25 protein-coding genes are annotated in these 25,428 nt (G+C 75.3%); 6 read left to right on the forward strand and 19 right to left on the reverse strand.

All coding sequences use genetic code 11. The annotated features are described in order from the left end of the window. Nucleotides 1–31 precede the first annotated feature (31 nt). The 3 genes from ACQPX6_RS20420 to ACQPX6_RS20430 are packed head-to-tail and all read right to left on the reverse strand — an operon-like array spanning nucleotide 32 to nucleotide 1,909. A complete protein-coding gene (locus ACQPX6_RS20420; protein ID WP_433782258.1) occupies nucleotides 32–1,240 on the reverse strand; it encodes an amidohydrolase family protein in 1,209 nt (402 codons plus the stop codon). Next, nucleotides 1,237–1,530 carry a hypothetical protein gene (locus ACQPX6_RS20425; RefSeq protein WP_433782259.1) on the reverse strand — a complete coding sequence of 98 codons (294 nt, stop codon included), beginning with the start codon at nucleotides 1,528–1,530 and terminating at the stop codon, nucleotides 1,237–1,239. Before ACQPX6_RS20425 ends, ACQPX6_RS20420 begins: the two co-directional genes overlap by 4 nt. Further along, nucleotides 1,517–1,909 (reverse strand): Rieske (2Fe-2S) protein, encoded by a 393-nt coding sequence (locus tag ACQPX6_RS20430; protein WP_433782260.1) that lies wholly within the window; start codon nucleotides 1,907–1,909, stop codon nucleotides 1,517–1,519. The genes ACQPX6_RS20425 and ACQPX6_RS20430 overlap by 14 nt, the downstream gene beginning before the upstream one ends. Nucleotides 1,910–1,986: 77 nt before the next feature. On the opposite strand from ACQPX6_RS20430, the gene ACQPX6_RS20435 reads away from it, so the two are divergent. Next, nucleotides 1,987–2,475 carry a protein-tyrosine phosphatase family protein gene (locus tag ACQPX6_RS20435; protein ID WP_433782261.1) on the forward strand — a complete coding sequence of 163 codons (489 nt, stop codon included), beginning with the start codon at nucleotides 1,987–1,989 and terminating at the stop codon, nucleotides 2,473–2,475. A gap of 13 nt (nucleotides 2,476–2,488) precedes the next feature. Here the strand turns inward: ACQPX6_RS20435 and ACQPX6_RS20440 are convergent, their stop codons facing one another. Together ACQPX6_RS20440 and ACQPX6_RS20445 are read right to left on the reverse strand one after the other, a co-directional pair. Then, complete coding sequence (locus ACQPX6_RS20440) at nucleotides 2,489–2,836, reverse strand: hypothetical protein (protein WP_433782262.1); 348 nt, start codon at nucleotides 2,834–2,836, stop codon at nucleotides 2,489–2,491. Between the two features lie 122 nt (nucleotides 2,837–2,958). Next, a complete protein-coding gene (locus ACQPX6_RS20445; RefSeq protein ID WP_433782263.1) occupies nucleotides 2,959–3,573 on the reverse strand; it encodes an isochorismatase family protein in 615 nt (204 codons plus the stop codon). Nucleotides 3,574–3,677: 104 nt separating this feature from the next. Between ACQPX6_RS20445 and ACQPX6_RS20450 the strand changes: the two genes are divergently transcribed. Further along, complete coding sequence (locus tag ACQPX6_RS20450; protein ID WP_433782264.1) at nucleotides 3,678–4,565, forward strand: isocitrate lyase/PEP mutase family protein; 888 nt, start codon at nucleotides 3,678–3,680, stop codon at nucleotides 4,563–4,565. A gap of 53 nt (nucleotides 4,566–4,618) precedes the next feature. Here the strand turns inward: ACQPX6_RS20450 and ACQPX6_RS20455 are convergent, their stop codons facing one another. The 4 genes from ACQPX6_RS20455 to ACQPX6_RS20470 all read right to left on the reverse strand — a co-directional run bounded on the left by ACQPX6_RS20455 (nucleotide 4,619) and on the right by ACQPX6_RS20470 (nucleotide 8,388). Beyond that, the gene (locus tag ACQPX6_RS20455) at nucleotides 4,619–5,158 is read right to left on the reverse strand and encodes a hypothetical protein (protein WP_433782265.1); all 540 of its coding nucleotides are present in this window, start codon (nucleotides 5,156–5,158) and stop codon (nucleotides 4,619–4,621) included. Further along, nucleotides 5,155–5,691, reverse strand: a complete 537-nt coding sequence (locus tag ACQPX6_RS20460; RefSeq protein ID WP_433782266.1) for a DUF305 domain-containing protein — start codon at nucleotides 5,689–5,691, stop codon at nucleotides 5,155–5,157. Before ACQPX6_RS20460 ends, ACQPX6_RS20455 begins: the two co-directional genes overlap by 4 nt. A 73-nt stretch (nucleotides 5,692–5,764) precedes the next feature. Beyond that, entirely contained in the window at nucleotides 5,765–7,426 is a 1,662-nt protein-coding gene (locus ACQPX6_RS20465; RefSeq protein ID WP_433782267.1) for a class I adenylate-forming enzyme family protein, read from the reverse strand. Beyond that, nucleotides 7,426–8,388: a cyclase family protein gene (locus ACQPX6_RS20470; RefSeq protein WP_433782268.1), complete on the reverse strand. Its 963-nt coding sequence runs from the start codon at nucleotides 8,386–8,388 to the stop codon at nucleotides 7,426–7,428. The genes ACQPX6_RS20465 and ACQPX6_RS20470 overlap by 1 nt, the downstream gene beginning before the upstream one ends. Nucleotides 8,389–8,494: 106 nt before the next feature. On the opposite strand from ACQPX6_RS20470, the gene ACQPX6_RS20475 reads away from it, so the two are divergent. The 3 genes from ACQPX6_RS20475 to ACQPX6_RS20485 are packed head-to-tail and all read left to right on the forward strand — an operon-like array spanning nucleotide 8,495 to nucleotide 11,938. Beyond that, on the forward strand, nucleotides 8,495–9,241 hold the full coding sequence (locus tag ACQPX6_RS20475) for a Crp/Fnr family transcriptional regulator (protein ID WP_433782269.1): 747 nt from the start codon (nucleotides 8,495–8,497) through the stop codon (nucleotides 9,239–9,241). Beyond that, the gene (locus ACQPX6_RS20480; protein ID WP_433782270.1) at nucleotides 9,225–10,889 is read left to right on the forward strand and encodes an acyl-CoA dehydrogenase family protein; all 1,665 of its coding nucleotides are present in this window, start codon (nucleotides 9,225–9,227) and stop codon (nucleotides 10,887–10,889) included. The genes ACQPX6_RS20475 and ACQPX6_RS20480 overlap by 17 nt, the downstream gene beginning before the upstream one ends. Further along, on the forward strand, nucleotides 10,889–11,938 hold the full coding sequence (locus ACQPX6_RS20485; protein WP_433782271.1) for an alpha/beta fold hydrolase: 1,050 nt from the start codon (nucleotides 10,889–10,891) through the stop codon (nucleotides 11,936–11,938). The genes ACQPX6_RS20480 and ACQPX6_RS20485 overlap by 1 nt, the downstream gene beginning before the upstream one ends. Here ACQPX6_RS20485 and ACQPX6_RS20490 read toward each other — a convergent pair. From ACQPX6_RS20490 to ACQPX6_RS20500, 3 genes are read right to left on the reverse strand one after another with little or no spacing between them, the layout of a single operon-like run. Next, nucleotides 11,908–13,143, reverse strand: coding sequence for a glycosyltransferase family 4 protein (locus ACQPX6_RS20490; RefSeq protein WP_433782272.1), 1,236 nt, complete (start codon nucleotides 13,141–13,143; stop codon nucleotides 11,908–11,910). The two genes, ACQPX6_RS20485 and ACQPX6_RS20490, sit on opposite strands and share 31 nt — an antisense overlap. Next, a complete protein-coding gene (locus tag ACQPX6_RS20495) occupies nucleotides 13,128–13,997 on the reverse strand; it encodes a hypothetical protein (protein ID WP_433782273.1) in 870 nt (289 codons plus the stop codon). The genes ACQPX6_RS20490 and ACQPX6_RS20495 overlap by 16 nt, the downstream gene beginning before the upstream one ends. Next, nucleotides 13,994–15,241 (reverse strand): FAD-dependent monooxygenase, encoded by a 1,248-nt coding sequence (locus ACQPX6_RS20500; RefSeq protein WP_433782274.1) that lies wholly within the window; start codon nucleotides 15,239–15,241, stop codon nucleotides 13,994–13,996. Before ACQPX6_RS20500 ends, ACQPX6_RS20495 begins: the two co-directional genes overlap by 4 nt. 95 nt (nucleotides 15,242–15,336) lie before the next feature. Between ACQPX6_RS20500 and ACQPX6_RS20505 the strand changes: the two genes are divergently transcribed. Next, nucleotides 15,337–16,494 (forward strand): lipid II:glycine glycyltransferase FemX, encoded by a 1,158-nt coding sequence (locus ACQPX6_RS20505; RefSeq protein WP_433782275.1) that lies wholly within the window; start codon nucleotides 15,337–15,339, stop codon nucleotides 16,492–16,494. Here ACQPX6_RS20505 and ACQPX6_RS20510 read toward each other — a convergent pair. From ACQPX6_RS20510 to ACQPX6_RS20540, 7 genes are all read right to left on the reverse strand, one after another. Further along, a complete protein-coding gene (locus ACQPX6_RS20510; RefSeq protein ID WP_433782276.1) occupies nucleotides 16,482–17,540 on the reverse strand; it encodes a GNAT family N-acetyltransferase in 1,059 nt (352 codons plus the stop codon). The genes ACQPX6_RS20505 and ACQPX6_RS20510 overlap by 13 nt on opposite strands. Next, nucleotides 17,537–19,651: a sugar transferase gene (locus ACQPX6_RS20515; protein ID WP_433782277.1), complete on the reverse strand. Its 2,115-nt coding sequence runs from the start codon at nucleotides 19,649–19,651 to the stop codon at nucleotides 17,537–17,539. The genes ACQPX6_RS20510 and ACQPX6_RS20515 overlap by 4 nt, the downstream gene beginning before the upstream one ends. Further along, on the reverse strand, nucleotides 19,645–21,255 hold the full coding sequence (locus tag ACQPX6_RS20520) for a lipid II flippase MurJ (protein WP_433782278.1): 1,611 nt from the start codon (nucleotides 21,253–21,255) through the stop codon (nucleotides 19,645–19,647). Before ACQPX6_RS20520 ends, ACQPX6_RS20515 begins: the two co-directional genes overlap by 7 nt. Continuing rightward, complete coding sequence (locus ACQPX6_RS20525) at nucleotides 21,249–22,118, reverse strand: hypothetical protein (RefSeq protein WP_433782279.1); 870 nt, start codon at nucleotides 22,116–22,118, stop codon at nucleotides 21,249–21,251. The genes ACQPX6_RS20520 and ACQPX6_RS20525 overlap by 7 nt, the downstream gene beginning before the upstream one ends. 67 nt (nucleotides 22,119–22,185) lie before the next feature. Further along, nucleotides 22,186–23,328 carry a DegT/DnrJ/EryC1/StrS family aminotransferase gene (locus tag ACQPX6_RS20530; RefSeq protein WP_433782280.1) on the reverse strand — a complete coding sequence of 381 codons (1,143 nt, stop codon included), beginning with the start codon at nucleotides 23,326–23,328 and terminating at the stop codon, nucleotides 22,186–22,188. Further along, nucleotides 23,325–24,371 carry a Gfo/Idh/MocA family protein gene (locus ACQPX6_RS20535; RefSeq protein WP_433782281.1) on the reverse strand — a complete coding sequence of 349 codons (1,047 nt, stop codon included), beginning with the start codon at nucleotides 24,369–24,371 and terminating at the stop codon, nucleotides 23,325–23,327. The genes ACQPX6_RS20530 and ACQPX6_RS20535 overlap by 4 nt, the downstream gene beginning before the upstream one ends. A 520-nt stretch (nucleotides 24,372–24,891) precedes the next feature. Beyond that, entirely contained in the window at nucleotides 24,892–25,197 is a 306-nt protein-coding gene (locus tag ACQPX6_RS20540; RefSeq protein WP_433782282.1) for an STAS domain-containing protein, read from the reverse strand. Between the last annotated feature and the right edge of the window lie 231 nt (nucleotides 25,198–25,428).

Consider the following 25,428-nt stretch of genomic DNA (forward strand, 5'->3'; position numbering starts at 1 on the left):
CGAGCGCGTCGCGTCGTGCGTCGGGCGGGCGCTACAGGCCGAAGACCTTGCGCGCGGTCTCGCCGAGGATGTTGCGCTTGGCGTGGTCGTCGAGGAACGGGATCGACGCGATCTTCCCGGGCACGTCGAAGTCCCAGTGCGGCCAGTCCGAGGAGTACATCAGCGAGTTCGGGGCGTCGATCGCCCGCAGCGTCGACTCGAGCAGCGCGTCGTCGGTCCACTCCATCGGCTGGGACGTGTAGTACATCTCGCGCATGTAGTGCGACGGCGGCTTGGTCAGCAGCGGGGCGTCGGACTGGCGCATGTAGTACTCGTGGTCGAGCCGCTGCATCATGAACGGCACCCACGCCAGGCCGCTCTCGATCCAGATCGTCTTCAGGCCCGGGAAGCGCTCGGGGATCCCGTTGACCACCCAGTTGGTCATGTGCGTCATGTTGCAGGTCACGAAGCTCATGGCGTGCGCCGAGAGGAACTTGTTCATCGTCGACGTCATCGAGTCGGCCTGGTTCGGCCCGGCGTGGAAGCCGATGGGCAGGCCGCGCTCCTCGAGCATCCGGTACAGCGGCATGTACGCGTTGCGGTGCACGCCGGCGTGGCGCTGGCTGGTGACGAGGAAGCCGATGACGCCGGGGTGGTCGGCGAACTCCTCGACGGTCGCGAGGCACGCGTCGGGGTCCTCGAACGGCAGCCCGAGCATGGTGCGGATGCGAGGCTCGCGCGGCATCACCTCGGCGGTGAACCAGCGGTTGTAGGCCTGGAGCAGCGCCGTCGCGATCTGCGGCTGCGGGTGCAGGCCGGTCTCGAGCATCGGCTGCGGGAACACGACCTGCAGGTCGATGCTCATCGCGTCCATCGCCCGGCGCACCAGCGTCGCGTCGCGGTGCGCGCCGCTCTCGGCGCCCGGGGTCTCCTCGCCCAGCGCGGCCTGGTGCGGGATGCGTCCGGAGACGTCCTGCATCGTCAGGCCCGGCGAGTGGTTGTGCAGGGCGAGGCGCCCCGCGTTCGGCCAGTTCTTCATCATCTGGTCCGCGGTGTCGCGCAGCACCGGGCTGTCGAGGTAGTGGAGGATCTCCGGCCACGAGTCGAGCTCGACGTGGTGGGAGTCGACGTCGACGATGAAGTACTCGTCGAGCCCGTAGCGCGCCGTGTCCCGGGCGGCGTTGGCGAGGATCTCGCGGCTGTCGGTGTGGGTGGTGATCTGCTGCGTCGGAAGGCGACGCACACCGTCGTCGATCGTCATGAGGTGCTCCTCGAGAACCACAGCGCCAGGTCGAACGGGTTGAGGTCGTGCGCGCGCAGCGCGGCGGTGGCCAGCACGACCGCCTCGGTGGGGGTGACGTCGGTGCCGGTGGGCGGGTGGGCGCCCTCCTCGGTCGCGACGGCGTAGGTGCGCGCGGCGACAGCGACGAGGCGGCGGGCGACGTCCGGGTCCAGCGCGGCGATCGCGCCGTCGCCGAGGCCGGCGTCGACCTCGCCGCCGAGGTCGTCGACGAGCGCGGCGATGCGGGCGGCCCGCTCAGACGGAGACACGCACACGGCCGTCCTCCTCGTCGACGGTGACCGCGCGCAGGGCGAAGTCCGGGCGCCCGGGGTGGCGGCCGGTGGTGACGTCGTACTCGAAGCCGTGCCAGGGGCAGACGATGTGCATGGTGTCCTCGTCGAACACGGTGCCGAGGCTGCGCTGCGCGGCGTCGAGGCGCTCGCGCACCCGCGACACGATCCGTCCCTGGCAGGCCGGGCCGCCCTGGTGCGCGCACACGTTCTCGTAGGCGTAGAGCCGCCCGCCGAACCGGAACACGCCGACGGTCACGGTGCGGGCGCCGGCGTCGATCGCGACGACGAGCCGCCCGCGCTCGGGGACCTCGTCGCTCGCGCCGACGTCGAAGGACCGTGCCGTGGTGGTGGTCACGGCGACCACCGTGCGACGCGCCCGGGCCGATGTAAAGCTCTGCGGTGATGGCGTGGTTCAGGCGTGGGGAGCGGCCCGTGGACGGCTCGACCGGTGGAGTGACCGACGACGGGTACGTCCCGGCGCACCTGCGGGGCGACCTCGACGAGGAACCCCCGCCGTGGCCGCCGCACGAGATCGTGCCCGGCGTGTGGCAGTCGGGCAGCCCCGAGCCGGGCGAGCACTGGGACGCGGTGTTCGACCTGCACGGCAGCGCGCCACCGCTCGAGGACGTCGAGTTCTACGTCCACTGGCTCATCGAGGACGGGCCGGCGCCGGACTTCACGACGCTGCGCAGCCTCGCCGACCTCGTCGACGACCTCCGCCAGGACGGCAAGCGCGTCCTCATCCACTGCGCGGCGGGCATCAACCGCTCGGGCCTGCTCTCGGCCGCGTCGCTGATCCGCGGCGGTCACGACGTCGACGAGGCCATCGAGCTCGTGCGCCGGGCCCGCGTCGGGGCGCTCAACAACCCGAACTTCGTGGAGCTCCTGCACGACCCGCGGTGGACGGCGCGCTCGGGCTGACCGGCCCCAGCGCTCAGACCGTCGTGCGGCGCGGCAGGTCGATGCCGTCGGTGTAGTGCGCGGCGGCCGCACGGAGCCAGAGCGCGCGACGCTCGTCGGCGTCGGGCTCCGGGATGCGCTCGCAGGTCCACGACCGCCCCGTCCGCGCGTCGGCCGGGCCCCAGACCTCGGCGTACTCGTACGCCTGCGCCGCGGTCACCCCGCGCGCCAGCGCGACGGCGTCGTCGTGGGTGGCGCTCCAGCCGAGGCTGCGCCACCCCTCGACGTCACGCCCGCTCGGCGGATCGGACCAGGCCCGTACCTCCCAGCACAGGTCCTGGGGCTGGTGGGGGTGGCGGTCGGACATCGGACGCTCGCTCACGACGATCACGCTCCTCGCTCGCCTCCTGGCTTACACCCGCCGCCCACCCCCGTCGAGCACGACGAAACGCCCCTGTGGGCACGGTCCGGTACACGCCGGGACGCCGTGCCGGGAGATCGTGATCAGGTCGACGCGCGGAGCCGGTCGACGGCGCCGGCGAGGTCGACGACGTCGGCGTACTTCGCGTCGAGGTCGGCGAGGTTCTGGTCGTGCAGGGCCGGCGTGCGGTCGGCGCACGCCTCGGCCACGACCACCGGGCGGAAGCCGGCGGCCGAGGCGTCGGTGGCCGTCGCCCGCACGCACCCCGAGGTCGAGACGCCGGCCACGACGACGGTGTCGACGCCCCGGGCCCGCAGCGTCGCGGCCAGCGACGTCCCGGCGAACGACGACGCGTGCTGCTTGGCGACGACGGCCTCCCCCGCCCCGGGCTCGAGGGTCAGCTCGCCCCACCCGCCCGGCGCGCCCTCGGCGAAGCAGGCGAGCGCGGGGACCTTGGCGGCGAAGAAGCCGGCGTCGCCCATGTCGGCGGCGAAGCGCACGACCGTCCAGAGCACCGGGTGCCCGCCGTCGCGTGCCGCGGCGACGAGCTGGGCGCAGGCGTCCTCGACCGTCGGCGACCCGAGGAAGAACGGGCCGCCCGGCGCGGTGTAGGCGCGCACGAGGTCGACGACCACCACCGCCGGCCGCGCGCCCCAGCCGACGCGGCCGGCGAACGTCGATCCGTGGGGATTGCTCACGCCGCGCACCTCCTCGACCCGGTACCGATCTTGGGGTGGGATGGGCCCCACGACAAGGGACTCTCGCCGTCCCGCCCCCGTCGTCGTGACCGAGGAGCCCTGCCGTGGGAGACCTGCTCAGCCGCCCCGCCGACCGCCGCGCCCGCCTGCGCTCCCTGCTCGACGCCGGCACGCCCGTCCTCGCGCCGGGCGCCTTCGACGCCCACTCGGCGCGGCTGGTGGAGCAGGCGGGCTTCGACGTCGTCTACATGACCGGCTTCGGCACCACCGCCTCGCTGCTCGGCCGCCCGGACATCGGCCTGCTGGGGCAGGCCGAGATGGTCGACAACGCCCGCCGCCTCGCCGCCGCCGTGGACGTCCCGCTCGTGGCCGACGCCGACACGGGCTACGGCAACCCGATCAACGTCATCCGCACGGTGCGCGAGTACGAGCAGGCCGGCGTCGCGGGGCTGCACCTCGAGGACCAGGTGATGCCCAAGCGCTGCGGGCACCTCGCGGGGAAGGTCGTGGTGCCGGCCGAGGACATGGTGGCGAAGATCCGGGCGGCCGTCGCGGCGCGCACCGACGACGACCTGGTGATCATCGCCCGCACCGACGTCGCCGCCGTCGAGGGCCTCGACGCCGCCATCGACCGGGCGCGCCGCTTCGCCGACGCCGGCGCGGACGTGCTCTTCGTCGAGGCGCCGACTTCGGAGGCCGACATCGAGAAGGTGGCGACGGCGCTGTCGGGGCACAGGCTGGTGTTCAACTGGGCCGAGGGCGGGCGCACGCCCCCGCTCTCGCTCGACCGCCTCGCCGAGATGGGCTTCGCTCTCGTGCTCTTCCCGGTCTCGACGCTGCTCGCCGCCGACACCGCCATGCGCTCGGTGCTGGCGCGCCTGCGCACCGACGGCACGCCCGCCGCGGTGCTCGACGAGATCGGCGGGCTCGACGCCTTCGCCGACCGCGAGGGGCTCGCCGAGATCCGGGAGCTGGAGCAGCGGTTCGCCTAGAGGTGGCCTGCGGCCACGTGAGCAGAAATCGGTGCTGGAGCACCGAGGACTGCTCACGTGTGCGGAGCGCACCCCGCGCCGCCGTCGCGGCGCCAGCGGTCGCCGTGGAGATGGTCGAGGTCGAGGTCGGCGGCCGCCTGCAGGGCCTCGGGCGAGCGGGCCACGAGCAGCGCCATCCACAGCGGGTAGTGCTCGTGCTGGCGCAGGGCGACCTCGTGCTGGGCGGCGATCAACATGCCAGGCTTGGGCAGCCGGCACCAACAGCGCGCCTGGTCGGGCATGGTGGCGTCGGGGTGGTGCGGGCAGAGCACGACGTGGTCGAGGAGGTTCGCCACGCGCTCGCGCACCGTCCACAGCGTGCGCACGGCGGTCTGGTCGTCGGTCTCCCCCAGCGCCACGCCGCCCTGCTGGCTGAACCCGATCATCCGCCCGCCCGCGCCCTTCCACAGCCGCAGGCGCTCGACGGCGTCCTCGTGGACCTCGATGTCGAACGGGCCGCGCCACGGCCGGCCGAGATCCTCGGGTGTCTTGCGCAGCACGCCCTCGACCTCGACGAAGAGCATCGGAACCGCGGGCCGCCGCGGGACGCTCATGGCCCGGCGACGCTGGTGGCCGCCGCCCGCATCGCGTCGATCTCGCCGGTCTGCGTCCCCACGAGCGCCTGCGAGAACCGGCGCAGCGTCTCGTCGGCGCCCGTGGCGAGGTGCTCGCGCGCCATCGCGATCGCGCCCTCGTGGTGGCGGGTCATGGTCGCCAGCCAGAGGCGGTCGAACGCCGGCCCGCGCAGGGCGCGCAGCTGCTCGAGGGTCGCCGCGTCGGCCATCCCGTCCATCCCGTGCGCGTGCGCGCCGTCCCCGGCCGGCCAGCCACGGCTGCGGCGCAGGCCCTCGAGCTGGCCGATCTCCTCGACCTGGTCGCGGTCGATGCGCGTCGCGAGCCCCGCGACGGCGGGCGACGCGCCACGGCCCGGCACGAGCGCCGCCAGCTCCAGGGCCTGCGCGTGGTGGGGCACCATGGCACCCAGGTAGGCAGCATCGGGTGAGGGCACCGGCGGTGGCGGGATGGCGTCGGCGCACCCCGCGAGCACGCCGACGGCGAGCAGCAGCAGGACCAACAGACGGCGCATCGCGGCCATCTTCGCCCTCCGGGCCTGTGAGCGCTTGTCCGTGCCCCGGCACGGACAAGCACTCACGAGCGGGCTACCGCAAAGCGCGCCGCAAGAGCTTCCCCGTCACGGTCTTGGGGATCTCGTCGAGCAGCTCGACCTGGCGCGGGTACTTGTACGCCGACATCCGCTGCTTGCAGAACGCGATGAGCTCGTCGGGCTCGACCTCCTGCCCCGGGCGCAGCGAGACGAACGCCTTGACCGTCTCGCCGCGGTACTCGTCGGGCACGCCGACGACGGCGGCCTCGCGCACCGCCGGGTGCTCGTAGAGCACGTCCTCGACCTCGCGGGGCCAGACCTTGTAGCCGCCCGCGTTGATCTGGTCCTTCTTGCGGTCGACGACGTAGAACCAGCCCTGCGCGTCCATGTAGCCCACGTCGCCGGTCTTGAGCTCGACCGAGCCGTCCGGGGCGCGCAGCGCGTTCTGGGTCTCCTCCTCCTTGTTCCAGTAGCCCGGCACCACCTGCGGGCCGCGGGTGACGATCTCGCCGACCTCGCCCACGTCGGCGTCCGTGCCGTCGTCGCGCATGATCCGCACGACCGTCGAGAACGTCGGCACCCCGACCGACAGCGCGCCGGACGCCTCGTCCACCGGCGCCTCGGCCCCGCGCGGGACGCCGTGCGACGGGGAGGTCGTCTCGGTCAGTCCGTAGATGTTGTGGATGTAGTGCCCGAAGTGGTCGGAGAACGCCTTGACCGTCGACGGCGGGATCGGCGCCCCGCCGGAGAAGATCTTCGACAGCGACGTCATGTCGTCCTTCGTCGCGCCCTCGGTGTTCATCAGCGCGATGAACACCGTGATCGACCCGGCGGTGAAGGTCGGCCGGTGCTCGCGGATCGCGTCCATCATCACCGAGGGCTCGAAGCGGTACGCCAGCACCAGCGGCATGGGCACGAGCAGGCACACCGCGAGGTGCGCGACGACCCCGGTGATGTGGAACAGCGGGGCGACGCCGAGCACCGAGTCCTCGGGGGTCAGCCCGATCCAGTCGCGGTAGGTGCGGGCGTTGAACACCACGTTGCGGTGGGTGTTCATCGCGCCCTTCGGCGGCCCGGTCGTGCCGGACGTGTAGCCGAGGAAGGCGACGTCGTCGAGGCCGAGCTCGACGGGCTCGGGCCGGCGGTCGCCGACGGACGCGAGCACCTCCTCCAGGTCCTCGGTGCCCTCGTGGCGTACCCGCTCCACGCCCGCGAACAGCCGCGGGTCGTGCCGGGTCTGGTACTCCAGCGGCGAGGTGGTCCAGGCGATCCGCAGCGACGGGATCGTCGGCACGACCTCCTGCGCCACCTGCCCGAACAGGTCCTCCTCGGCGAGCAGCGCCGTGGCCTCGCAGTCGGTGAGCAGCGTGGTCAGCTCGCGGGTGCGGCTCATCGGGTTGATCGAGACGACGATGCCGCCCGCCTTCCACGTCCCGATCACCGCGATGAGCACCTGCGGGATGTTCTGCAGGTACGTCGCGAGCCGGTGACCGCGCTCGAAGCCGCGGTCGGCCAGGGCCACCGCGAAGCGGTCGGAGAGCCGGTCGAGCTCGGCGAGGGTGAGCGTGCCGTCGAAGTACCGGACGATGTCGGAGTCCGGCGCCCGGCGCAGCGCGTCGGAGAACATCGCGAGCGCGCTGGGGAACTCGGGCTCGATGTCGTGCGCCTGGCCCTCGGGGTAGCGCGCCAGCCAGGGCCGCTCGTCGTAGATGCCCATCAGCGGATCACCACGGGGTTGACGGGGGCGCCGGTGGCCTCGTGGATCTTCAGCGGCGCCGCGGTGTACAGGAAGTCCCAGCGCCCGTCGGCGGCGCACGCGTCGGCGAGGTCGTCGAGCCAGATGATCTCGGCGAGGCTGACGCCGAGGTTGCGCAGCAGCGACGCGTGCAGGGGCAGCAGCACCCCGGTCTCGGGCTCGGCGGTGACCTCGTTGGCGATGGTGTCGGTGACGAGGTTGGGGATCTCGGTGCTCTGGAACCACTCCACGAGCTCGCGGGAGTAGGTCAGGCCCGGCTCGATGAAGTTCTCGTAGAACTCGTCGTGCGAGACCGAGAAGAAGTACTTCAGGAACCCCGTGCGCACGCAGAGGATGTCGCGCGAACGGATCTCCACGCCCTGCGCGGCCGCGGCCTCCTGCAGGTCGTCGTGGGTGAACGTCTCGCCCTTGTCCAGCCAGTCCTTGCCGCGGTGGCGCGCCATGTCGATGAGCACGCCGCGCCCGACGACGCCGCGCTGCGCGATCGGCAGGATCGACGCCCAGCTCATCCCGCCGCCGTTGGTGGTGTCGGCGGAGCGGCCGTTCCAGAGCGTGTCGTCGTACCAGGCGTGCCCCAGGGCGTCGTACTGCGACGAGCCCTGCAGGAAGATCTCGGCCTTGTCGTCGGAGGCCCGGATGCCGCCGGGGAAGCTCGGGCCCTGGCCGGACTCGAAGAGCTCCTGGTCCCACACCATCTCGCGCTTGATGCCCTCGCGACCGGGGAAGACGGGGTCGCCGTGCGGGTGGCCCATCGGGCACTGGAGCGTGAACACCTGGCCGGTGCGGACGCTGCCGACGCCCCGCAGGACCTGCTCGGCGTCGAGGTAGTTCAGCGAGCCGACCTCGTCGTCGTCACCCCACTTGCCCCAGTTCTTCGGCGGGTCCTCGCCCAGCAGTTCCCGCATCGACGGGGCCTCGGCCATGAGCTCCTCCTCGAGATCAGCGTGACCCGGCACACGGTGCCCGCCCACCCCGACGGGGGACAAGACCCGGCGGCAGCGGCATCGAGGATCGTTAGGGTCTGCACGCATGCGGCCGACCGTCGACCAGATCGGCGAGATCGCGTGGTTCCGGCGCCTGGATCCCGCCCACCTCGACGCCGTCGCCCGGGCCGCCACGGTCGAGACGCTGGGCCGCGACGCCGTGCTCTACCGCTCGGGCGGCGCGCCGGAGGCCTTCTTCGTCCTGCTGGGCGGGCGCGTCGGCGCGTGGCGGGGCGAGCCCACGGACCCCGAGTCGATGCTCTACTTCGTCACCGATCGGCGCCTCGAGAGCCTGTGCCTGGAGAACGTCGTCGCCGACATCCCCTACTTCGCGACGATGCGCGGCCTGGTCGACGGCACCACGGTGCTGCGGGTCCCCGCGACGCTGCTGCCCGGGATGCTCGAGGCCGACCGCGGGCTGGGCATCGCGATCGCGCGCCACATCGCCGAGCGCCTGCAGACCTTCACCGAGCAGATGACCGACCTCGGGTCCCTGCCGGTGATGCGCCGGGTGGCCAAGTACCTGCTCGGGGCCGAGAAGGACAGCTCGGGCCTCGTGGTGGTGACGCTGCGCCAGGCGGAGCTCGCGAGCCGGCTCGGGGCGGCGCGCCAGTCGGTCAACCAGGCGCTGGCCACCCTCACCCAGCGCGGGATCGTCGAGGCGATCGGGCGCGGCGTGTACGAGGTGCGCGACCGCGCCGCGCTCGTCGCGCTGGCCCGCGGCGGGCCGGCTCCCGGGCCTGGCTCCCGGGGACGCGGCGTGGTCGGATCCGCGCGTGCCCCCGACGCATGAGGTGATCAACCAGCCGCCCGACCTCGCCGGCCACGACGTGGCCGCCGACCCGCCGCTGCTGGAGGCGCTCGAGCGCGAGGGGGCGGGATGGGCGCGCGACGACCTGCACGCGATCGGGCGGCTCGCCGGCACGGCGCGGGCGCAGGAGTGGGCCGACGCCGCGCACCGGAACGAGCCCCGGCTGCGCACCCACGACCGGTTCGGGCACCGCGTCGACGAGGTCGACTACGACCCCGGCTACCACGCACTGCTGGGCGAGGCCGTCGGCCACGGCTTCGCCGGCGCACCGTGGGCCGACGACCGCCCCGGCGCCCACGTCGCGCGCGCCGCGGGCTTCCTCGCGTGGTCGCAGCTCGAGGCCGGCCACGGCTGCCCCGTCTCGATGACCTACGCCGTGCTGCCCGCGCTGCGCGCCGCCCCGGAGCTGCTCGCGACCTACGGGCCCGGGCTGACGAGCCGCACCTACGACCCCGGCCTGCGCGTCCCGTCCGCCAAGCGGGGCCTGCTCGCGGGCATGGGGATGACCGAGAAGCAGGGCGGCTCCGACGTCCGCGCGAACACCACGGTCGCCCGGCCCGACGGCGACTCCTACCGGCTGACCGGCCACAAGTGGTTCACCAGCGCCCCGATGTGCGACCTGTTCCTCGTCCTCGCCCAGGCCCCCGGCGGCCTGACCTGCTTCCTCGTGCCCCGCGTGCTGCCCGACGGGGAGCGCAACACGTTCCGCATCCAGCGGCTCAAGGACAAGCTCGGCAACCGGTCCAACGCCTCGTCCGAGCCGGAGTTCGACGACACCGTCGCCTGGCGCGTCGGCGACGAGGGCCGCGGGGTCCGCACGATCATCGAGATGGTCGCCTGCACCCGGCTGGACACCGCACTGGGCTCGGTCGCCGGGATGCGCGCGGCCGTGGCCCGGGCCGCGCACCACACCCGGTACCGGCACGCCTTCGGCCGCGCGCTGCGCGAGCAGCCGCTGATGCGCGAGGTCCTCGCCGACCTGGCCTGCGAGTCGGAGGGCGCGGTCACGCTGGCGATGCGGCTGGCCGGCGCCCAGGACCGGGCGCCCCGCGACGAGCACGAGGCCGCGTTCCGGCGGATTGGCGTGACCCTGGGCAAGTACTGGATCTGCAAGCGCCAGACCGCGGTGGTCGGCGAGGCGCTGGAGTGCCTCGGCGGCAACGGCTACGTCGAGGAGTCGGGCATGCCGCGGCTGTTCCGCGAGTCGCCCCTGAACTCGATCTGGGAGGGCTCGGGCAACGTCAACGCCCTGGACCTGCTGCGGCTGCTGGCCCGCGAGCCGGCGACGCTCGAGGCCTACCGCGCCGAGGTGCTCGGCGTCGACGACCGCGTGGACGCGGCGTTCAAGGACGTCGAGACCGAGCTCGCCGCGCCGGAGGAGCGGGGCGCGCGCCGGCTCACCGAGCGGATGGCCGTGCTGCTGACCGGGGCGCTGCTGGCCCGCCACGCGCCCGCGCCGGTGGCCGACGCCTACCTCGACTCCCGCGTCGCCGGCGACCACGGCCACGCGTTCGGCACCCTCCCTCGCGGGGTGGACGTGGACGCGCTGCTCGACCGCCTGCCGGAGACGGAGCGCAGCGGAGCTCGACCCTTCGACACCGACACCACCCCGATCGACGGGAACGCCTGATGGATCTCATGCCCGGGGTGCGCGCCGCCGAGGTCGACGGCCGCATCCGCACCCACTACCTCGAGTCGGGGCCGGCGGACGGCGAGCCGGTGGTGCTCGTGCACGGGAACCTGTCGACGGGCCGGTTCTACGAGCACCTCATGCCGGGCGCGCCCGAGCGCTGGCGCCTGCTGGCCCCGGACATGCGCGGCTTCGGGCGCACCGAGCCGGCGCCGATCGACGCCACCCGCGGGCTGGGCGACTGGGCCGACGACCTCGGCGGGTTCCTCGACGCGCTCGGCATCGACCGGCCCGTGCACCTCGTCGGCTGGTCCACCGCGGGCGCGGCGATCGCGCTCGTGGCCCGGGCGCGGCCCGTGGCGTCGCTGACGTTCCTCGACCCGGTGTCGCCGTACGGCTTCGGCGGCACGTTCCGCGACGGCCGGCCGTGCCAGCCGGACTACGCCGGCTCGGGGGCGGGCGTCGCCAACCCCGAGTTCGTGCGGCGCCTGCGCGAGGGCGACCGCTCCGGCGACGATGCCCTCTCGCCGCGCAACGTCATGAACGCGACCTACTGGCGCGCCGGGCACCGGGAGCCGCCCGAGCGCGAGGACGTGCTGGTCGACGAGATCCTGCTCTCGACCATCTCCGACGACGGCTACCCCGGCGACGCGGAGACCTCGGAGCACTGGCCCGGCGCCGCGCCCGGCACCCGCGGGCTGCTCAACGCCCTGTCGCCGAAGTACTGCGACTGGTCGTGGCTGCCGTACCTGGTCGAGAAGCCACCGGTGCTCTGGACCCACGGCCGCGCCGACGTCGTGGTCGCCGACGGCTCGGCGCTCGAGCTCGGGACGCTCGGCGCGGGCGGGGTGGTGCCCGGCTGGCCGGGCCAGGACGCGTTCCCGCCCCAGCCGATGGTCAGCCAGATCCGCGACGTGCTCGAGGCCTACCGGGCCGCCGGCGGGCGCGTGGAGATCGAGCCGTTCCCGGAGTCGGGCCACGGCCCGCACGTCGACGACGCGCAGCGCTGGGCGGCGACCTACTGGGCGTTCCTCGAGTCGGTGCGCTGAGGCGCCGCCCGTCCGGCCAGGTCGTCGACCACGCCGCGATAGACGGCCTCCTGGTGCTCCCAGCGCAGCGGCTCGGTCGCCCGGGTCGCGGCGGCCACCAGCGCGGCGCGTCGCCCCGGATCGCGGGCCAGTCCCCGGACCGTGCGCGCGAGGTCCTCGGCGTCGCCCGCCTCGAACAGCGCGACGGCGTCGCCGAAGGTCTCCTCGACCGAGCGCGTCCGGGAGGCGATCACCGGCAGGCGCATGGCGACGAAGTCGAAGATCTTGCCGGGCAGGGCGACGTCGCGGAACGGGTCGCGCCGCATCGCCACCACGCCGGCGTCGGCGCCCGCCAGCGCGGCCACGAGCTCGTCGACGGGGACGAACCCGCTGCTGAACGCGACGCGGTCGGCGACCCGGAGCTCGTGGGCGAGCCCGCGGAGCCGGTCGCGGTCCGCGCCGTCCCCGTACACCGCGAGGTGTACCGCCGGGGTCTCCGCGCGGAGCAGGGCCACCGCACGAACCACGGTGTCGAGCCCGTAGTGCTCCTCGACCGTGCCGTGGCTGATCAGCACGAACGTCCCGGCCGGGGCGACACCGCGTCCCGCCGCGTCCGGGTCGAAGACGGCCGGGTCGGCGCCGTCCATCACCGTCGTGATCCGCCCGGGGTCCGCGCCCCGTCCGACGAAGACGGCGCGCATCTGCGTGGTCGGCGTGACGACGTGGTCGGCGAGCCGGACGGCACGCTGCTCGAGCCGCGCGAGCAGGCGCACCACGGGGTGCCCCGGGCCGACGCCGAACTTCGTGGCGAAGAACTCGGGCATGCACTCCTGGAGGTCGAGCAGCACCCGCGCCCCGAGCAGGCGGGGCACGAGGCCCACCAGCACGAGCACGTCGGGCAGCGAGTGCACCTGGACGAGGCGGTAGCGCCGGGCGGCGGCGTGCCCCGCCACCCACAGCGTCGCCGCGACGAGGAACCCGGCGTACTCGAGGGCGTAGCCGACCGCTCCCCCGCCCTGGCGGTGGCGCATCGGGAGGCGCCGGATCCGGACCGGGCCCGCGCGCTCCCGGGCCGGTTCGCCCGGCGCGCGCAGGCACAGCACGTCGACCTCCCACCCGGCGTCGGCCAGCGCCCCGACGGCCCGCGCGACGCGGGTGTCCCGGGGGACGTAGTGCTGGCGCACGACGCACGCCCGCGGGCGGCGGTCGGTCACCACCGCAGCCACGGCTTGTCCCGGAGCGCCTGCTGCACGCGGTGGATGTAGTCGTTGGCCGGCGGGTTGTACCAGCCCCCGGCGAACCACCGTCCCGCGCAGCCCCAGACGTCCCCGGGCTTGTACTCGGGCCCGAGCCAGACGTCCCAGCCCTCGAGGCAGGCCCGCATGATGGCGCCGTAGGTGTCGACGGCGTAGGCGGTCGAGTTCTCCGTCCAGGGCCAGCCCCCGAAACCGGACTGGTCCGGGTCGTTGAGCGTGCACCACTTGGCCTGGAGCAGCCCGAAGCTGCTGGGCCCGTCGGGGCCGTACCCCGACGCGTCGGGTGAGCCGCCGCAGTCCCCGAAGTCGCCGTACCCCTGCTGGTCGATCGGCTTGCCGTCGGGCTCCTTGTGGTTCTGGAACCAGCCGGACTCGACGACGGCCTGGGCGCGCACGAGGTCGTCGGGCAGGCCCCACTTGGCGGCGCCCCACTGGATGATCTCGTCGGTGGTCCCGGTGAAGTTCCCCGTGATGCGCCCGAAGATCGCCGATTCGTTGAGCATGCCCGGGTAGCCCGCGGGCCGGAAGTCGGCCGGGGCCACCGCCTGGTTGGCCGCGGTGTTCTGCTGCCGCGGCTCCCAGGTCGACCGGCGCACCATCGCCGCGGCCCGCTCGTCGTCGGGCAGCAGGTCGAAGGCGCCCGGGGGTCGCAGGGCGAGGTACCCGCCGGCGGGCGGGCGGGCGTCCGGCGCGGCCGCGGTGAGCGGCACCTCGCGGTCCTGGGCGGGCAGGAGGCTCTGGTCGACCGCGGGCGGCGGGGCGCACGCCAGCAGCGCCATGAGCGCGACGAGGCCCGCGAGGAGCAGTGGTCGACGGCCGGTCATGATCGACCACCTCCGGGTGCGGACGTCTCGGGAACACGACGTGGGGGCGGCGCCGTCGCGAGCTCGCGCCGGCGCGCCCGCAGCGCGCGGCGCACCGCGCCCGCCCGGACCCGCAGCCGGCGCACCGGCCGGTGCTGGCTGGCGACGTGGAGGTACCAGCGCCAGGCGGGCGCGCGGCGGCGGCGCTGCCACAACGACCACCCCAGCCGCAGGTCGTCCGTGTCGCCGAGGCTCGTCACCGCGTCCTCGAACCACGCGGTGCTGCGCGCGGCCTCCTCCTGCAGTGGCCGGATCGCGGCCCGGCGTTCCCGGCCGTACGCGGTGAGCGCGGCGGGCAGGTCGTCGGCGCCGTCCACCCGGGCGGCCAGGGCGGCGGCGTCGCGCAGCGCGAGCGCGGTGCCCGAGCCGATGGCGAAGTGCGTGGTGTGCGCCGCGTCCCCGGCCAGCACCACCCCGTCGGCGTGCCACCGGCGGTTGGTCACCCGGCGGAACGCGAGCCACGGTGCCTGGCCCTCGTCCGACCCGGCCCGCAGCGGCGCGCCGTGCAGGACGTGGGCGAACAGCCGCTCCAGCGTGCGCAGGCAGGTCCCCGGGTCGGCCCGGTCGAGCCCCAGAGCCGTCCACGTCGCCGGCGGGCACTCCACGATGAACGTGCTGGTCTCGTGGTCGAAGCGGTAGGCGTGGCACCAGATCCACCCGACCCCGGTGTCGACGAAGGCGAAGGTGAACGTGTCGAACAGGGCCGGGGTCCCGAGCCAGACGTAGCGGTGGCGCCCGGCGTGCACCTCGGTGCCCAGCACGTCGGCGCGCGCCGTGCGCAGCCGGGATCCGGCCCCGTCGGCGGCGACGACGAGGTCGGCGCCGGCCAGGAGGGCGGGGTCGCCGGCGTCGGTGGAGTACCGCAGGTCGGCGCCGAGCTCTTTCGCCCGGTCGGCGAGGAGCGCGAGCAGGCGGTGCCGCCCGATCGCGTACCCGGACCCGCCCAGGAACACCGGGGGGCGGTGCCCGACCCGGACCGCCTGCCCCTCCCACACGACCGCGCCGGCGCGGATCGCGCGGGCGGAGGGCGGGTCCACGCGGTGGAGGTCGTCGAGCAGGTCGTCCCAGAACACGACGCCCCAGCCGTGCGTCACGCCGGGCGGATGCCGTTCGAGCACCACGACGTCGTGCCCGGGGTCCCGGCGCTTGAGGGCCACCGCGGCGTACAGCCCGGCCGGCCCCGCGCCCGCGCACACCACCTTCACCGTCCACCACCTCCCCGTCCCGCTGCCGCCCGCGCGGGCGATCCGGGGCCGGACGACCCGGCGACAGCGCGCTCCCGTCCTGCCACGCTGCCCTCATGGCTGCGGAGGACCGCGCGGCGGACGGCCGGGGGGCGCAGGTAGGGGTCGTCCGCGCCCCCGACGCGGCGACCCTGCGCGAGTGGGACGCCCTCGTGGCCGGCACCGCGGGCACCGACGTCAACCAGCTCTCGGCCTGGACCCGCGTGCGGGCCGTCGTCGGCTACACGTCCACCCACGTCCTCGTGCGCGACCGGGGACGGCTCGTCGCGGGCGCCCAGATCCTGCTCCGGGGCGTCGCCGGTCCGGCGCACCTGGCCTACCTGCCGTCGGGGCCGGTGGTCGCGGACGACGTCGCCGACCGGGACGCGGTCGTCGCCCGCCTGGCCGACGCGCTGCACCGCTGGTCCGGCCCGCTGCGGCCGTTGTTCGTGGCGCCGCCCGACGGTGCCGAGGACGTGAGCGCCGCCCTGCTCGCGCGCGGGTTCCGCACCTCCGAGGCCGGGGTGGCGCCGGCCGGCACGCTGCGCCTGGACCTGCGCGTCGGCGAGGACGAGCTGCGCGCGGGGCTGGGACGCCGGCTGCGGTACTGGACCGGGAAGTGGGCGGACCGCGGGGTGGCGGTGCGGCGCGGCGGCGCCGAGGACGTCGCCCTGCTCGCCGAGCTGATGGCCCACACCGCCCGCCACCAGGGCTACCAGCCCCTGCCCCGCCACTACGTCGAGGCGTTCCACCGCGAGCTCGCGCCCGGCGGACACGCCGTCCTGTTCGTCGGCGAGGTGGACGGGCGCCCCGTCGCCGCCGACCTGCTCACCGTGTGCGGGGGCGTCGTCAAGGGCCGCCTGGGCGGGTTCGACCGCTCGGGGCCCTGGAGCAAGCTGAGCGTCCCGGGCGCGATGCGGTGGGAGGCCATCCGGTGGGCCCGGCGCGAGGGCCACCCCTGGTTCGACTTCGGCGGCATCGACCCGCAGATGCTGCGTGACCTCCAGGCCGGCCGGACCGACGACGAGGGCTGGCCGAGCGCCGACCGCGCCAAGCTGTCCTTCGGGGGCCGACCCCACGCGTACCCCCCGGCCGTCGAGCGCCTCGCGGCACCGGTGCGCGTCGCCTACGACGCGCTGCGGAACTCGGAGCGGGGACGCCGCGGGCTCGCGAGGGTCAGCGAGCGGCTGCGCGGGGCGCGACGGGGACACGGGGACCGTCCTCAGCAGAAGTAGCGGTAGAGCTCGGAACCGGCGCGGGCGGTGACCGTGTCGGGCACGCCCGGCTCGGTCAGCCACGCCGTCACGGACGTGAGCAGGGCGTCGACCCCGGTCGACGGGACCGGTGGCCCGGTGCGCGCGGTGACCACCGTGCGCCGGTGCGTGGCCCAGCGGTCCTTGTAGGCCACGAGACCCGGCTGGTCGAGGTCGCTGACGCCCCAGTCGAGCGCCCGGAGGCCGCGGCCCACCCCGTGCGCGATCCCGGCCCAGAACAGGGCGTCGTTGGGACGCAGCGCCAGCGCCTCGGCCCGGGACGCGCCGAACTTGTAGTAGAGGACCCCGTCCCACTCCAGGAACAGCGCGCCCGCGACGACCTCGCCGTCGACCTCCGCGAGCAGCGCGACCACCGTGTCGTCGCCGAACGCCGTGACGATCTCCTCGAACAGCCGGGCGGGCGGGGCGAGCAGCCGGTAGCGCTCCTTGCGGCGCCGCACGTGCAGGGCGTGGACCGCGCGGGCGCCCGCGACCCCCGGCGCCCGGCGGACCCGCACCCCGCGGCGGGCGGCGACGGCCACGTTGCGCCGGGGCTGGTGGTGCAGGCGGGCGCGCAGGTCGGCGAGGTCGCCGTCGAGCGGGGTGGCGTGCCACGCGGCCCGCCCGGTCTCCACCACGCCGGGCACGGCCGTGAGCGGCGTGGGCTCCAGGGCGCGCAGGGTCCAGGGGGTGCCGGCCGCGCCGTCGTCCAGCAGCGCGGCCACCACGGCGGGCTCGCCGGCCGGGTCGGCGCGGTCGGAGAACGGCAGGCTCACCCGGCGCCGCCCGCGCAGGTCGTCCACCGGCACCCAGGCCAGCCCACCGCACAGCGCTCCCTCCGCCGACACCGCGAGCCGCGCGCGGGCGGCGAAGCCGTAGGTCCGGCACACCGCGCGCAGCCACGGCGGCGACGTGAACAGCGAGCCCGTGGCACCGGTCGCGAACCGCTCCCACCGCCGGTCGGTGCAGGGGTCCACCGCCAGGATCCGGTGCGCCCGCCCGGACCGGGACGCCGGTCGCGCGGTCACCGGGCACCGTCACCGCGGAGCAGGACGGGCAGCGTGCGCAGGACGATGGCGAGGTCCTGGCGCAGGCCGCGCCCGCGGACGTAGTCCAGGTCGAGGCGCAGCATGTCCAGCGTCCCCGTGCCGCTGCGCCCCGAGACCTGCCAGAGTCCGGTCAGCCCGGGGAGCACCGAGAACCGCGCGGCGTACTCGCTCGGGAACATCGGCGCCTCCCACTCGAGGCACGGCCGGGGACCGACGAGCGTCATCTCCCCGCGCAGGACGTTGAGCAGCTGGGGCAGCTCGTCGAGGCTCGTGCGCCGCAACCAGGCGCCGAGGCGGGTGACGCGCGTGTCCGCGTACAGCTTCGTGCTGCCCTCGACGAGGGTGTCCTCCCCCTGCAGCTCTGCAGCGATCAGCGCCCGCAGCGCCTCGTCGGAGTCGTCCCCGATCCGCATCGTGCGGAACTTGAACAGCACGAACGTCTGCCGGTGCAGCCCCACGCGGCGCTGCCGCAGCAGGGCGGGGCCGGGGCTCGACGCACGGACCGCGGCCCCGAGGACCAGCATCGGCAGGCCCAGCAGCGCGAGGCCGAGGAGGGCGACGACCACGTCGGTGGTCCGCCGGGCCGCGCCGATCGCCGGCGTCCCCGCCGGCGCCGGGTCCCGGCGGGCGGGCGCCGGCGTGGGCGCGGTGGGCGGGCCGCCGCCGCGCCGCACCGGGTGCGACGGCGTGGCCGTGACGCCCACGGCCAGCGCCAGCAGCACGAACAGCAGGTCGCCCCCGCCGCGCAGCGTGAGGTGCGCGTCGAGCACCGAGACGACGACGATCGTCCACCAGCAGACGCGCAGCGCGGCGCCGACCGCCGCCCGCGGCCCCGTCCGCGCGGCGGCCGCCCGCGCGGTCCGCAGCACCGCGACCGTGAGCCACGCGAAGCCGAGCAGCAGGGGCAGGCCGCCCACCCACAGCAGCTCGAGGTACCCCGACTCGAGGTACACGACGTCGCGCCAGGTCTCCGGCGCCGGCAGCACCGAGGCGGGACGGACCCCCAGCAGGAAGCCGAAGTCGCCGAGGGCCGGCAGGTAGAAGTGCGTGAGGTTGTCCCACCGGGTCAGCCAGCTCACCGGGATCCCGAGCCCGCTGGTCTCCCGGAACCGCCCCGCGAGCGCCGGCGCCCCGGCGGCCAGGGCGATCAGCAGGACCGGCAGGAGGGAGCGCAGCGCGCGCCGCCGCAGGTCCGGGAGGGCGACCAGCAGGAAGGCCGCCGCGACACACGCGGACAGCCACGTCGACACCTGGCCGGTGGCGAGGATGCCGGCCGCGATCGGGACGCCGGCGATCACCGCCTCCCGGCGCCCGAGGAGGCCGCGCGCCGCGCAGCTGACGAGGACCACCGCGGCGACGACGAGGACGTCCCCGGTGGCCAGGGGCGAGCCGAGCGTCGTCGTGCCCCGCTCCTGGAGGTCGGCCGGCGAGTCCTGCGAAGCCCAGAGGAGCTGCAGCACGGTCAGCACCGGGCCGACCTGCAGCGTCTGGAGCACGGCCACGACGGCGACCACGACGGCGGGCCAGACCACGAGCCGCACGATCCGCAGGACCTGCCCGTCGGTCCGGACCGTCGCGCGGACGAGCACGTACAGCACGGCCAGCTTCGCCACCGGGAGGGCCTCGGCGAGGTCGGCCGCCGACGGCGTCCCGCCTCGCAGCATCAGCGAGGCGACGGGCCACACCGTGGCCAGGACGACGAAGGCGAGCAACGGCCCGTCGACGGGGTGGCGCACCGGGCGCAGCGGCGTCGCATACCGCACCCAGCGCCACCACCACCCCGCCACGCCGCCGAGCACCACGAGCACCAGGAGGGCCTCGTGGGGCCGCAGGAGCGGCACGAGGGTGTCGCGCCCGATGCCGGCGAGGAACGGCAGCGTGCCCACGTAGAGGCAGGTCCCGGCGACGGGGACGCGCGCGGCGAGCGCGACGACGGCGAGGGCCCCGAGCCCGACGAGGACGCCGAGGGCCACGCCCGGAGCGGGTCGCACGGCCACCGCGGCCAGGGCCACCGCGACCGCCGCCCCGACGGCCGCGACCGGCCGCACTGCCTGCGCCGACGGCCGGCGGGCGCCGACCGCGGTCACCACGGGGCCACCGCCTCGTGCCGCCCGGCGACGCGCAGGCCCCCGCGGAGCGCGCCGACGAAGAGGGCCACGACCCCGACCCCCGCCGCGGCCAGCACCGCGACGGCGCCCGGGCCGCCCGGGGGGACGGCGTCGACGAGCAGGTGCCCGGCCACGAGCGCCGGGGCGGTGGCCGCCCCCGCGAGCAGGACGACCGCGAGACGGCGCCGGTCGACCAGGCGCTCCGGACGGATCCCGCGCCGGAGCCGGCGCAGGACGACGGCCGTCGCGGTCGCGTCGCGCGCGATCACCGCCAGGCACAGCACCGCCGGCCGCGCCGCCGGCGGGGCCGCCAGCGCGGCCAGGCCGACCGCGAGCGTCGCGACGAGCCCGAGGTCGGTGGCGCGCCGGGCCCCGCGGAGGTCGAGCCGGGCGAACAGCGCCTGCCGGCCCATCTCGTAGGCCGCCCCGAACACCTGCGACACCCCGATGAGCGCGATGCACGCGGCGAGCTGGGCGACGACCGCGGGCGAGCGCATCTCGCCGACCGCGAGCACGGCGGCGATCGGGGTCGCGAACACCACGAGGAGCAGCAGGGCCGGGACGCTGACGAAGCTGGAGTAGCCCAGCGCACGACGCCACGCGACCGCGAACGCGCGCCGGTCCCCGTCCGCGGTCCGGGCGAGGTCGGGCAGGACCGCGGTCGCGACGGCCCGCGCGCCGAGCGCCGTCGGGACCGCGCCGAGGGTGTAGGCCAGCCAGAAGACCGTCACCCCGCCGGGGACGGTGGCGGCCACCGCGATCAGCATGAACACCCCGGCCGCCGGGAGCGCGGCGACCCGCACCGAGCGCCGGAGCCGGTCGCCGACGGCCCGGGCCAGCGCGTCGCCGCGCCAGCGCGCCGGGCGCAGCGGCACGCCGGCCCACGCCGCCCCCGCGACCTGGATCGCGGCGTGCACCGCGACGGCGAACGTGCTGCCCAGCCCGAGCACGACCACCAGCTCGGTCGGGAACGACCCCACCTCGCCCCCGGTACCCCACGCCACGGCCGTGCCCACCACGACGGCGGTGAGCACGAGGTTCTCGACGGCCGGCGCCGCGGCGGCGACGGCGAACCGGTGCCGCGCCTGCTGCGCGGCGGCGCCGAGGTAGGCCAGCGTGTAGAGCACCACCTGCGGCGCGACGCAGACCAGCAGGAGCACGGTGACCCGGAACGCCCGGACCCGGTCGTCGTCGTCCACCCCCACGGTGAGGGCGCGGGCGGCGAGCGGCGAGGCCAGCACCAGGAGGACCGCGAGCGCCCCGGACGCCGTGAGCAGCAGACCGGTCACCCCGCCGAGCAGCCGGGGCGCGCCGTCGGGCCGTCCGGCCACCGTGCCCTGGACGACGGCGGGCACGATCACCAGCGCCAGCACCGGCCCGGCCATGACCTCGTATGTGAGGTTGGGGACCTGGTTGGTGGCCTGGAAGGCGTTGGCGAACCACGTCGGCCCGAAGGCCGCGCCCACCGCGACGACGCGCAGCAGACCGGTCGCCCGGCTGACCACCGTCCAGCCCGCCACGACGAGCGAGCCGCGGGCGGCCGTCGGGCCCGGCCCCGCCGGTAGCGGGACGACCGGGGTCACCATTCCCGTGCGGAGCGGTGCCATCGCCGGGCCACGAGCGAGACCACCACGATCGCCACGAGGAGGCCGACCACGGCCCCGGTCGCCGCGCCGAAGCCGGGCCGCGGGCTCACCTGCCCGACCGGGTGCGCCGGCTCGACGTACTGCGCCTGCGGGCGGGACACCTGGGCGAGCATGAGGACGTCGAGCTGGGCGTTCAGGCCGCCGGCGCGGTCGGCGGCCGCGGGCAGTTCCGCGAGCGCCGGCGCGGTGCCCTCGATCCGCAGCTGCTGCACGCGGTTCTGCGCGTCGGCGAGCTGGGCCCGCAGGTAGGTCATCTGGTCGGCCGACGGCTGGGCGGTGCTGCTGACCTGGAGGTACTGCCGGACGACCGCGTCGGCGACCCGGACCGCGAGCTCCGGGGAGGCGTCGCGGACGTCGACGACGATCAGCTCGCTGCCGTCGGGCACCGTCACGGTGACCTTGTCGGCGAGCGCGTCGGGGCTCAGCCCGTACTGCTGGCCGACCGGCCCGAGCACGGCGGTGCTGCGGACGAGCAGGGCCTGGGTGGTGAGGTTGCGGTCCTCGCGCAGGAAGCCGGTGGGCTGCTCCTGGCTGATGATGTAGAGCACCGAGGCGCGCCCGCCGTACTGGGAGGGCCACAGGAACGCCGCGCCGAACCCGGCGAGGGCGCCGAGCAGCACGAGGGCCAGCGCGAGCCCCCCGAGGCGGACGAGCCGGCGCCGGCTCAGCCGCAGCGGGCGGAACGGGTCGTCGGGGTCGTCCGTGCGGGGGGCGCGGGCCGGCGGGGGCTCGACGCCGTTGCCCGCCGAGGGGCGCGGCGCGGTCGTGGTCGCCGCGGTCGGGTCGTCCTGGGAGTCGGTCACGGGTCACTCCGTCGGTCGTCCCCGGGGCGCGCGCCGCCCGCCGCCGGGCATCGGGTCCGCTCGCCGGTCACCGCACGACCTCGCGCAGGACGGCCGCCACCCGGTCCACCTCGGCGTCGGTGGTGGTCGGCGAGCAGGGGAGGGAGAGGATTCGGTCGGCCGCCCGTTCGGACACGGGCAGGACCGGGCGCCGCAGGCCCGGCGCGGCGAACGCCGGCTGCCGGTGGCAGGGCACCGGGTAGTGGATGCCCCACCCGATCCGGGCCGCGGACAGCGCCGCCGTCGCGCGGTCGCGGTCGTCGGTCTCGACCACCGCGAGGTGGTGGACGCACTCCGCCCTCGGGTCGGCCCCGACCAGCCGGAAGCCGTCGGGGAGGCGCTCGCGGTAGCGGTCGACGACGCGGGCCCGGGCCGCGTTCTCGGCGTCGAGGGTGCGCAACCGGGCGGACAGGACGCCGGCCTGCAGCGTGTCGAGCCGGCTGTTGCGCCCGGCCACCTCGTGGCGGTGCCGGTCGCCGGCCGACCGGCCGTGGTCGGCGAGGCGCCGGACGCGCTCGACCAGGCCGACGTCGTCGCTGACCACCGCGCCGCCGTCACCGAGGGCGCCCAGGTTCTTGCCCGGGTAGAAGCTGAACGCGGCCGCCAGGCCGGCGCCGCCGGCGCGCCGGCCCGCGAACCGCGCCCCGTGCGCCTGGGCGGCGTCCTCCACCAGGGCGAGCCCCTCGCGGGCGGCCAGCCGGCCGAGGGCGTCGACGTCGGCCATCTGCCCGAACAGGTGCACCGCCACCACGGCGGCGGTCCGCGGGCCGACCTCCGCGGCCACCGCGGCGGGATCGACGAGCAGGGTGTCGGGCGAGACGTCGACGAAGCGGGGCGTCCCCCCGACCGCGCACACGGCCTCGGCGGTGGCCGCGAACGTGTTGGCGGGGACCACCACCTCGTCACCGGCCCCCACCCCGATGGCGCGCAGGACCAGCTCGAGGGCGTCGGTGCCGTTGCCCACGCCCACGCACGCGCGGGCCTCGCAGTAGGCCGCGAACCGGTCCTCGAACTCGTCGAGCTCCGGCCCGCCGACGTACCGGCCGTGGGCGAGCACCGTCGACCACACCGCGTCGAGGTCCGCCCGGGCGCCGGCGTGGACACCCCGGAGATCGAGCAGCGGGATCGGCGCCGGGTCGTCGTGGTCGGGCACGGTCCCGAGGGCGGTCACGACGCCGGGCCCAGGGTCTCGAGGGCGACCTCGGTGCGGATCCGCGCCGCGGCGTCGGTCGCGGCGAGCACCCGGACGATGTCGAGCCCTCGCTCGCCCGGCGTCGCCGGCGGGAGGCCGCTCCGGAGGCACTCCACGAAGTGGGTGTTCTGCACGAGGAGGGGCTCGGCGAATTGCACGTAGGGCGACACGATGTCGCCGTTGCGGTACGAGACCGGCATGGCGTGGACGTCGTCGCTGTCGAGGGCGTCGACCCCGATGTCGTACACGCGGACGCGCTCGTTGTCGGAGAGATCGTTGTAGACCGCCATCTTGCGTTCGCCGACCACGGTGACCCGCCGCACCTTGCACGGGTCGAGCCAGCTCACGTGGACGTACGCGTCGACCTCGTTGCGCGCGAATGTCATCTGCACATAGGCGACGTCGGAATGGCGCAGACCGACGTGTCGACGGGCCCACACCGACGTGGTGTCGGGCAGTTCGTCGAGCAGGTACGAGACGATCGAGATGTCGTGCGGCGCGAGATCCCAGATCACGTTGCAGTCGTTCTGGTACCGCCCGAGATCGAGTCGCGCGGTGTCGATGTAGAGGATCCGGCCGAGCTCCCCGGAGGTCACCAGTTCCTTGAGCTTCCAGACCGCCGGGTTGTACTCGAAGGTGTGCCCGGCCATCAGGCAGACGCCGCGCTCGGCCGCGAGCGCCACCATGGCCTCGGCGTCGGCCACCGACGTCGCCAGCGGCTTCTCCACGAGCACGCCCTTGCCCGCCGCGATGACCCGCAGGGCGAGCGCGGCGTGGGAGCTCGGGGGCGTCGCCACCACCACGGCGTCCAGGTCCGGCAGCACGGCGTCGAGGGAGGTCGTGGTGCTGATCGCGCCGTGCGCCCGGCGTGCCTCCGCGAGGCGCCCGGGGTCGGCCTCGACCACCACGACGTCGACGTCGGGGAGCCCGGCGAGGACGCGCACGTGCTTCGAACCCCAGTACCCGTAACCGACGACCCCGATGAGCACCTGGTTCCCCGCCCCCTCCGATCGCTCCCGCACGTCCCCTCCGTGCACCGGAGAGCGAAGGAACAGAAGAAATTGATACACGCTGCTACCGCCCCGCGTCACGACAGTGCGTCGCGCAGAGGTCAATGTCAGGAACGTGTTGGACCAGGCGGCCGAACGATTCTGTCGGAATTGCGCACGACTACTACTCGCCGCTCTTGATCGGAGGCAGGCGGTGACGCCCCGAAATCGTCAGGAGCGCCGGGGTTGCTCACGGGAACACATCGTTCCCGTATCCGTTCGACACCGATGTCCCCGCGCCGGCCCGCGAGTCGGGACCGTCGGCGGACGACGGCGAACCCGACATCACCGACCGCGACGGGAGCGGGAACGGGGGGCGAGGTGTCCGTGCTGTGGATCCTCGTGCTGTGCGCGGTGGCGTGGTGCGTCGTCGCCCTCGTCGTCGCTCTCGCGCTCGCCGCCGCCGTCCGGCGCAACCGCACCGACGCGTCGGGCCTCTCGGCGGCGCGGCGGGACGGCACCCCGCCGGGCCGCGCGCCCCACCCCGGGCCGTCTAGCCGAAGACCTCGTCCAGGCCCGTGAGCCGCAGCGCACGGGCGGGCTGGCCCTGCGCGCCGCGCAGCGCGAACGTCGCGCCCACCTCCTCGGCGCGGCCGTGGGCGCCGAGGAGCACGCGCAGGCCGCAGGAGTCGCAGTAGGTGACGGCGGTGAGGTCGAGGACGAGCCCGCCGGGCCCGGCGTCGAGCACGTCGTCGACGGCGCGCTCGAGGCGCCCGTGGCTGTCGTAGTCGAGGTCGCCGCCGACGCTGACCACGACGTCGGCGCCGTCCTGCGCGGTCGCGATCGTCAGGTCGGCCATCACGCCACCCGAGTCGGGACGGCCGGGAGGATCGCGGGGACGCCCGCCGCGGGGGTGTCCACGGCATCACGTGTCGGAGCATCGGGACGCGCGTCCATCGCCGTCGCCTCCCTCCGTGAGGGTGCGTTCAGCCTAGTCGACCACGCTCACGCCCGTCCTGACCTGCGGCGCTCGGTACGGTGAGCCGTCGGTGACCGCGGACGAGCGGTGGGTGACCGCGCCGTCACGAGC

This window comes from Actinomycetospora sp. CA-101289 (genome assembly GCF_050955895.1).
GTDB lineage: Bacteria > Actinomycetota > Actinomycetes > Mycobacteriales > Pseudonocardiaceae > Actinomycetospora.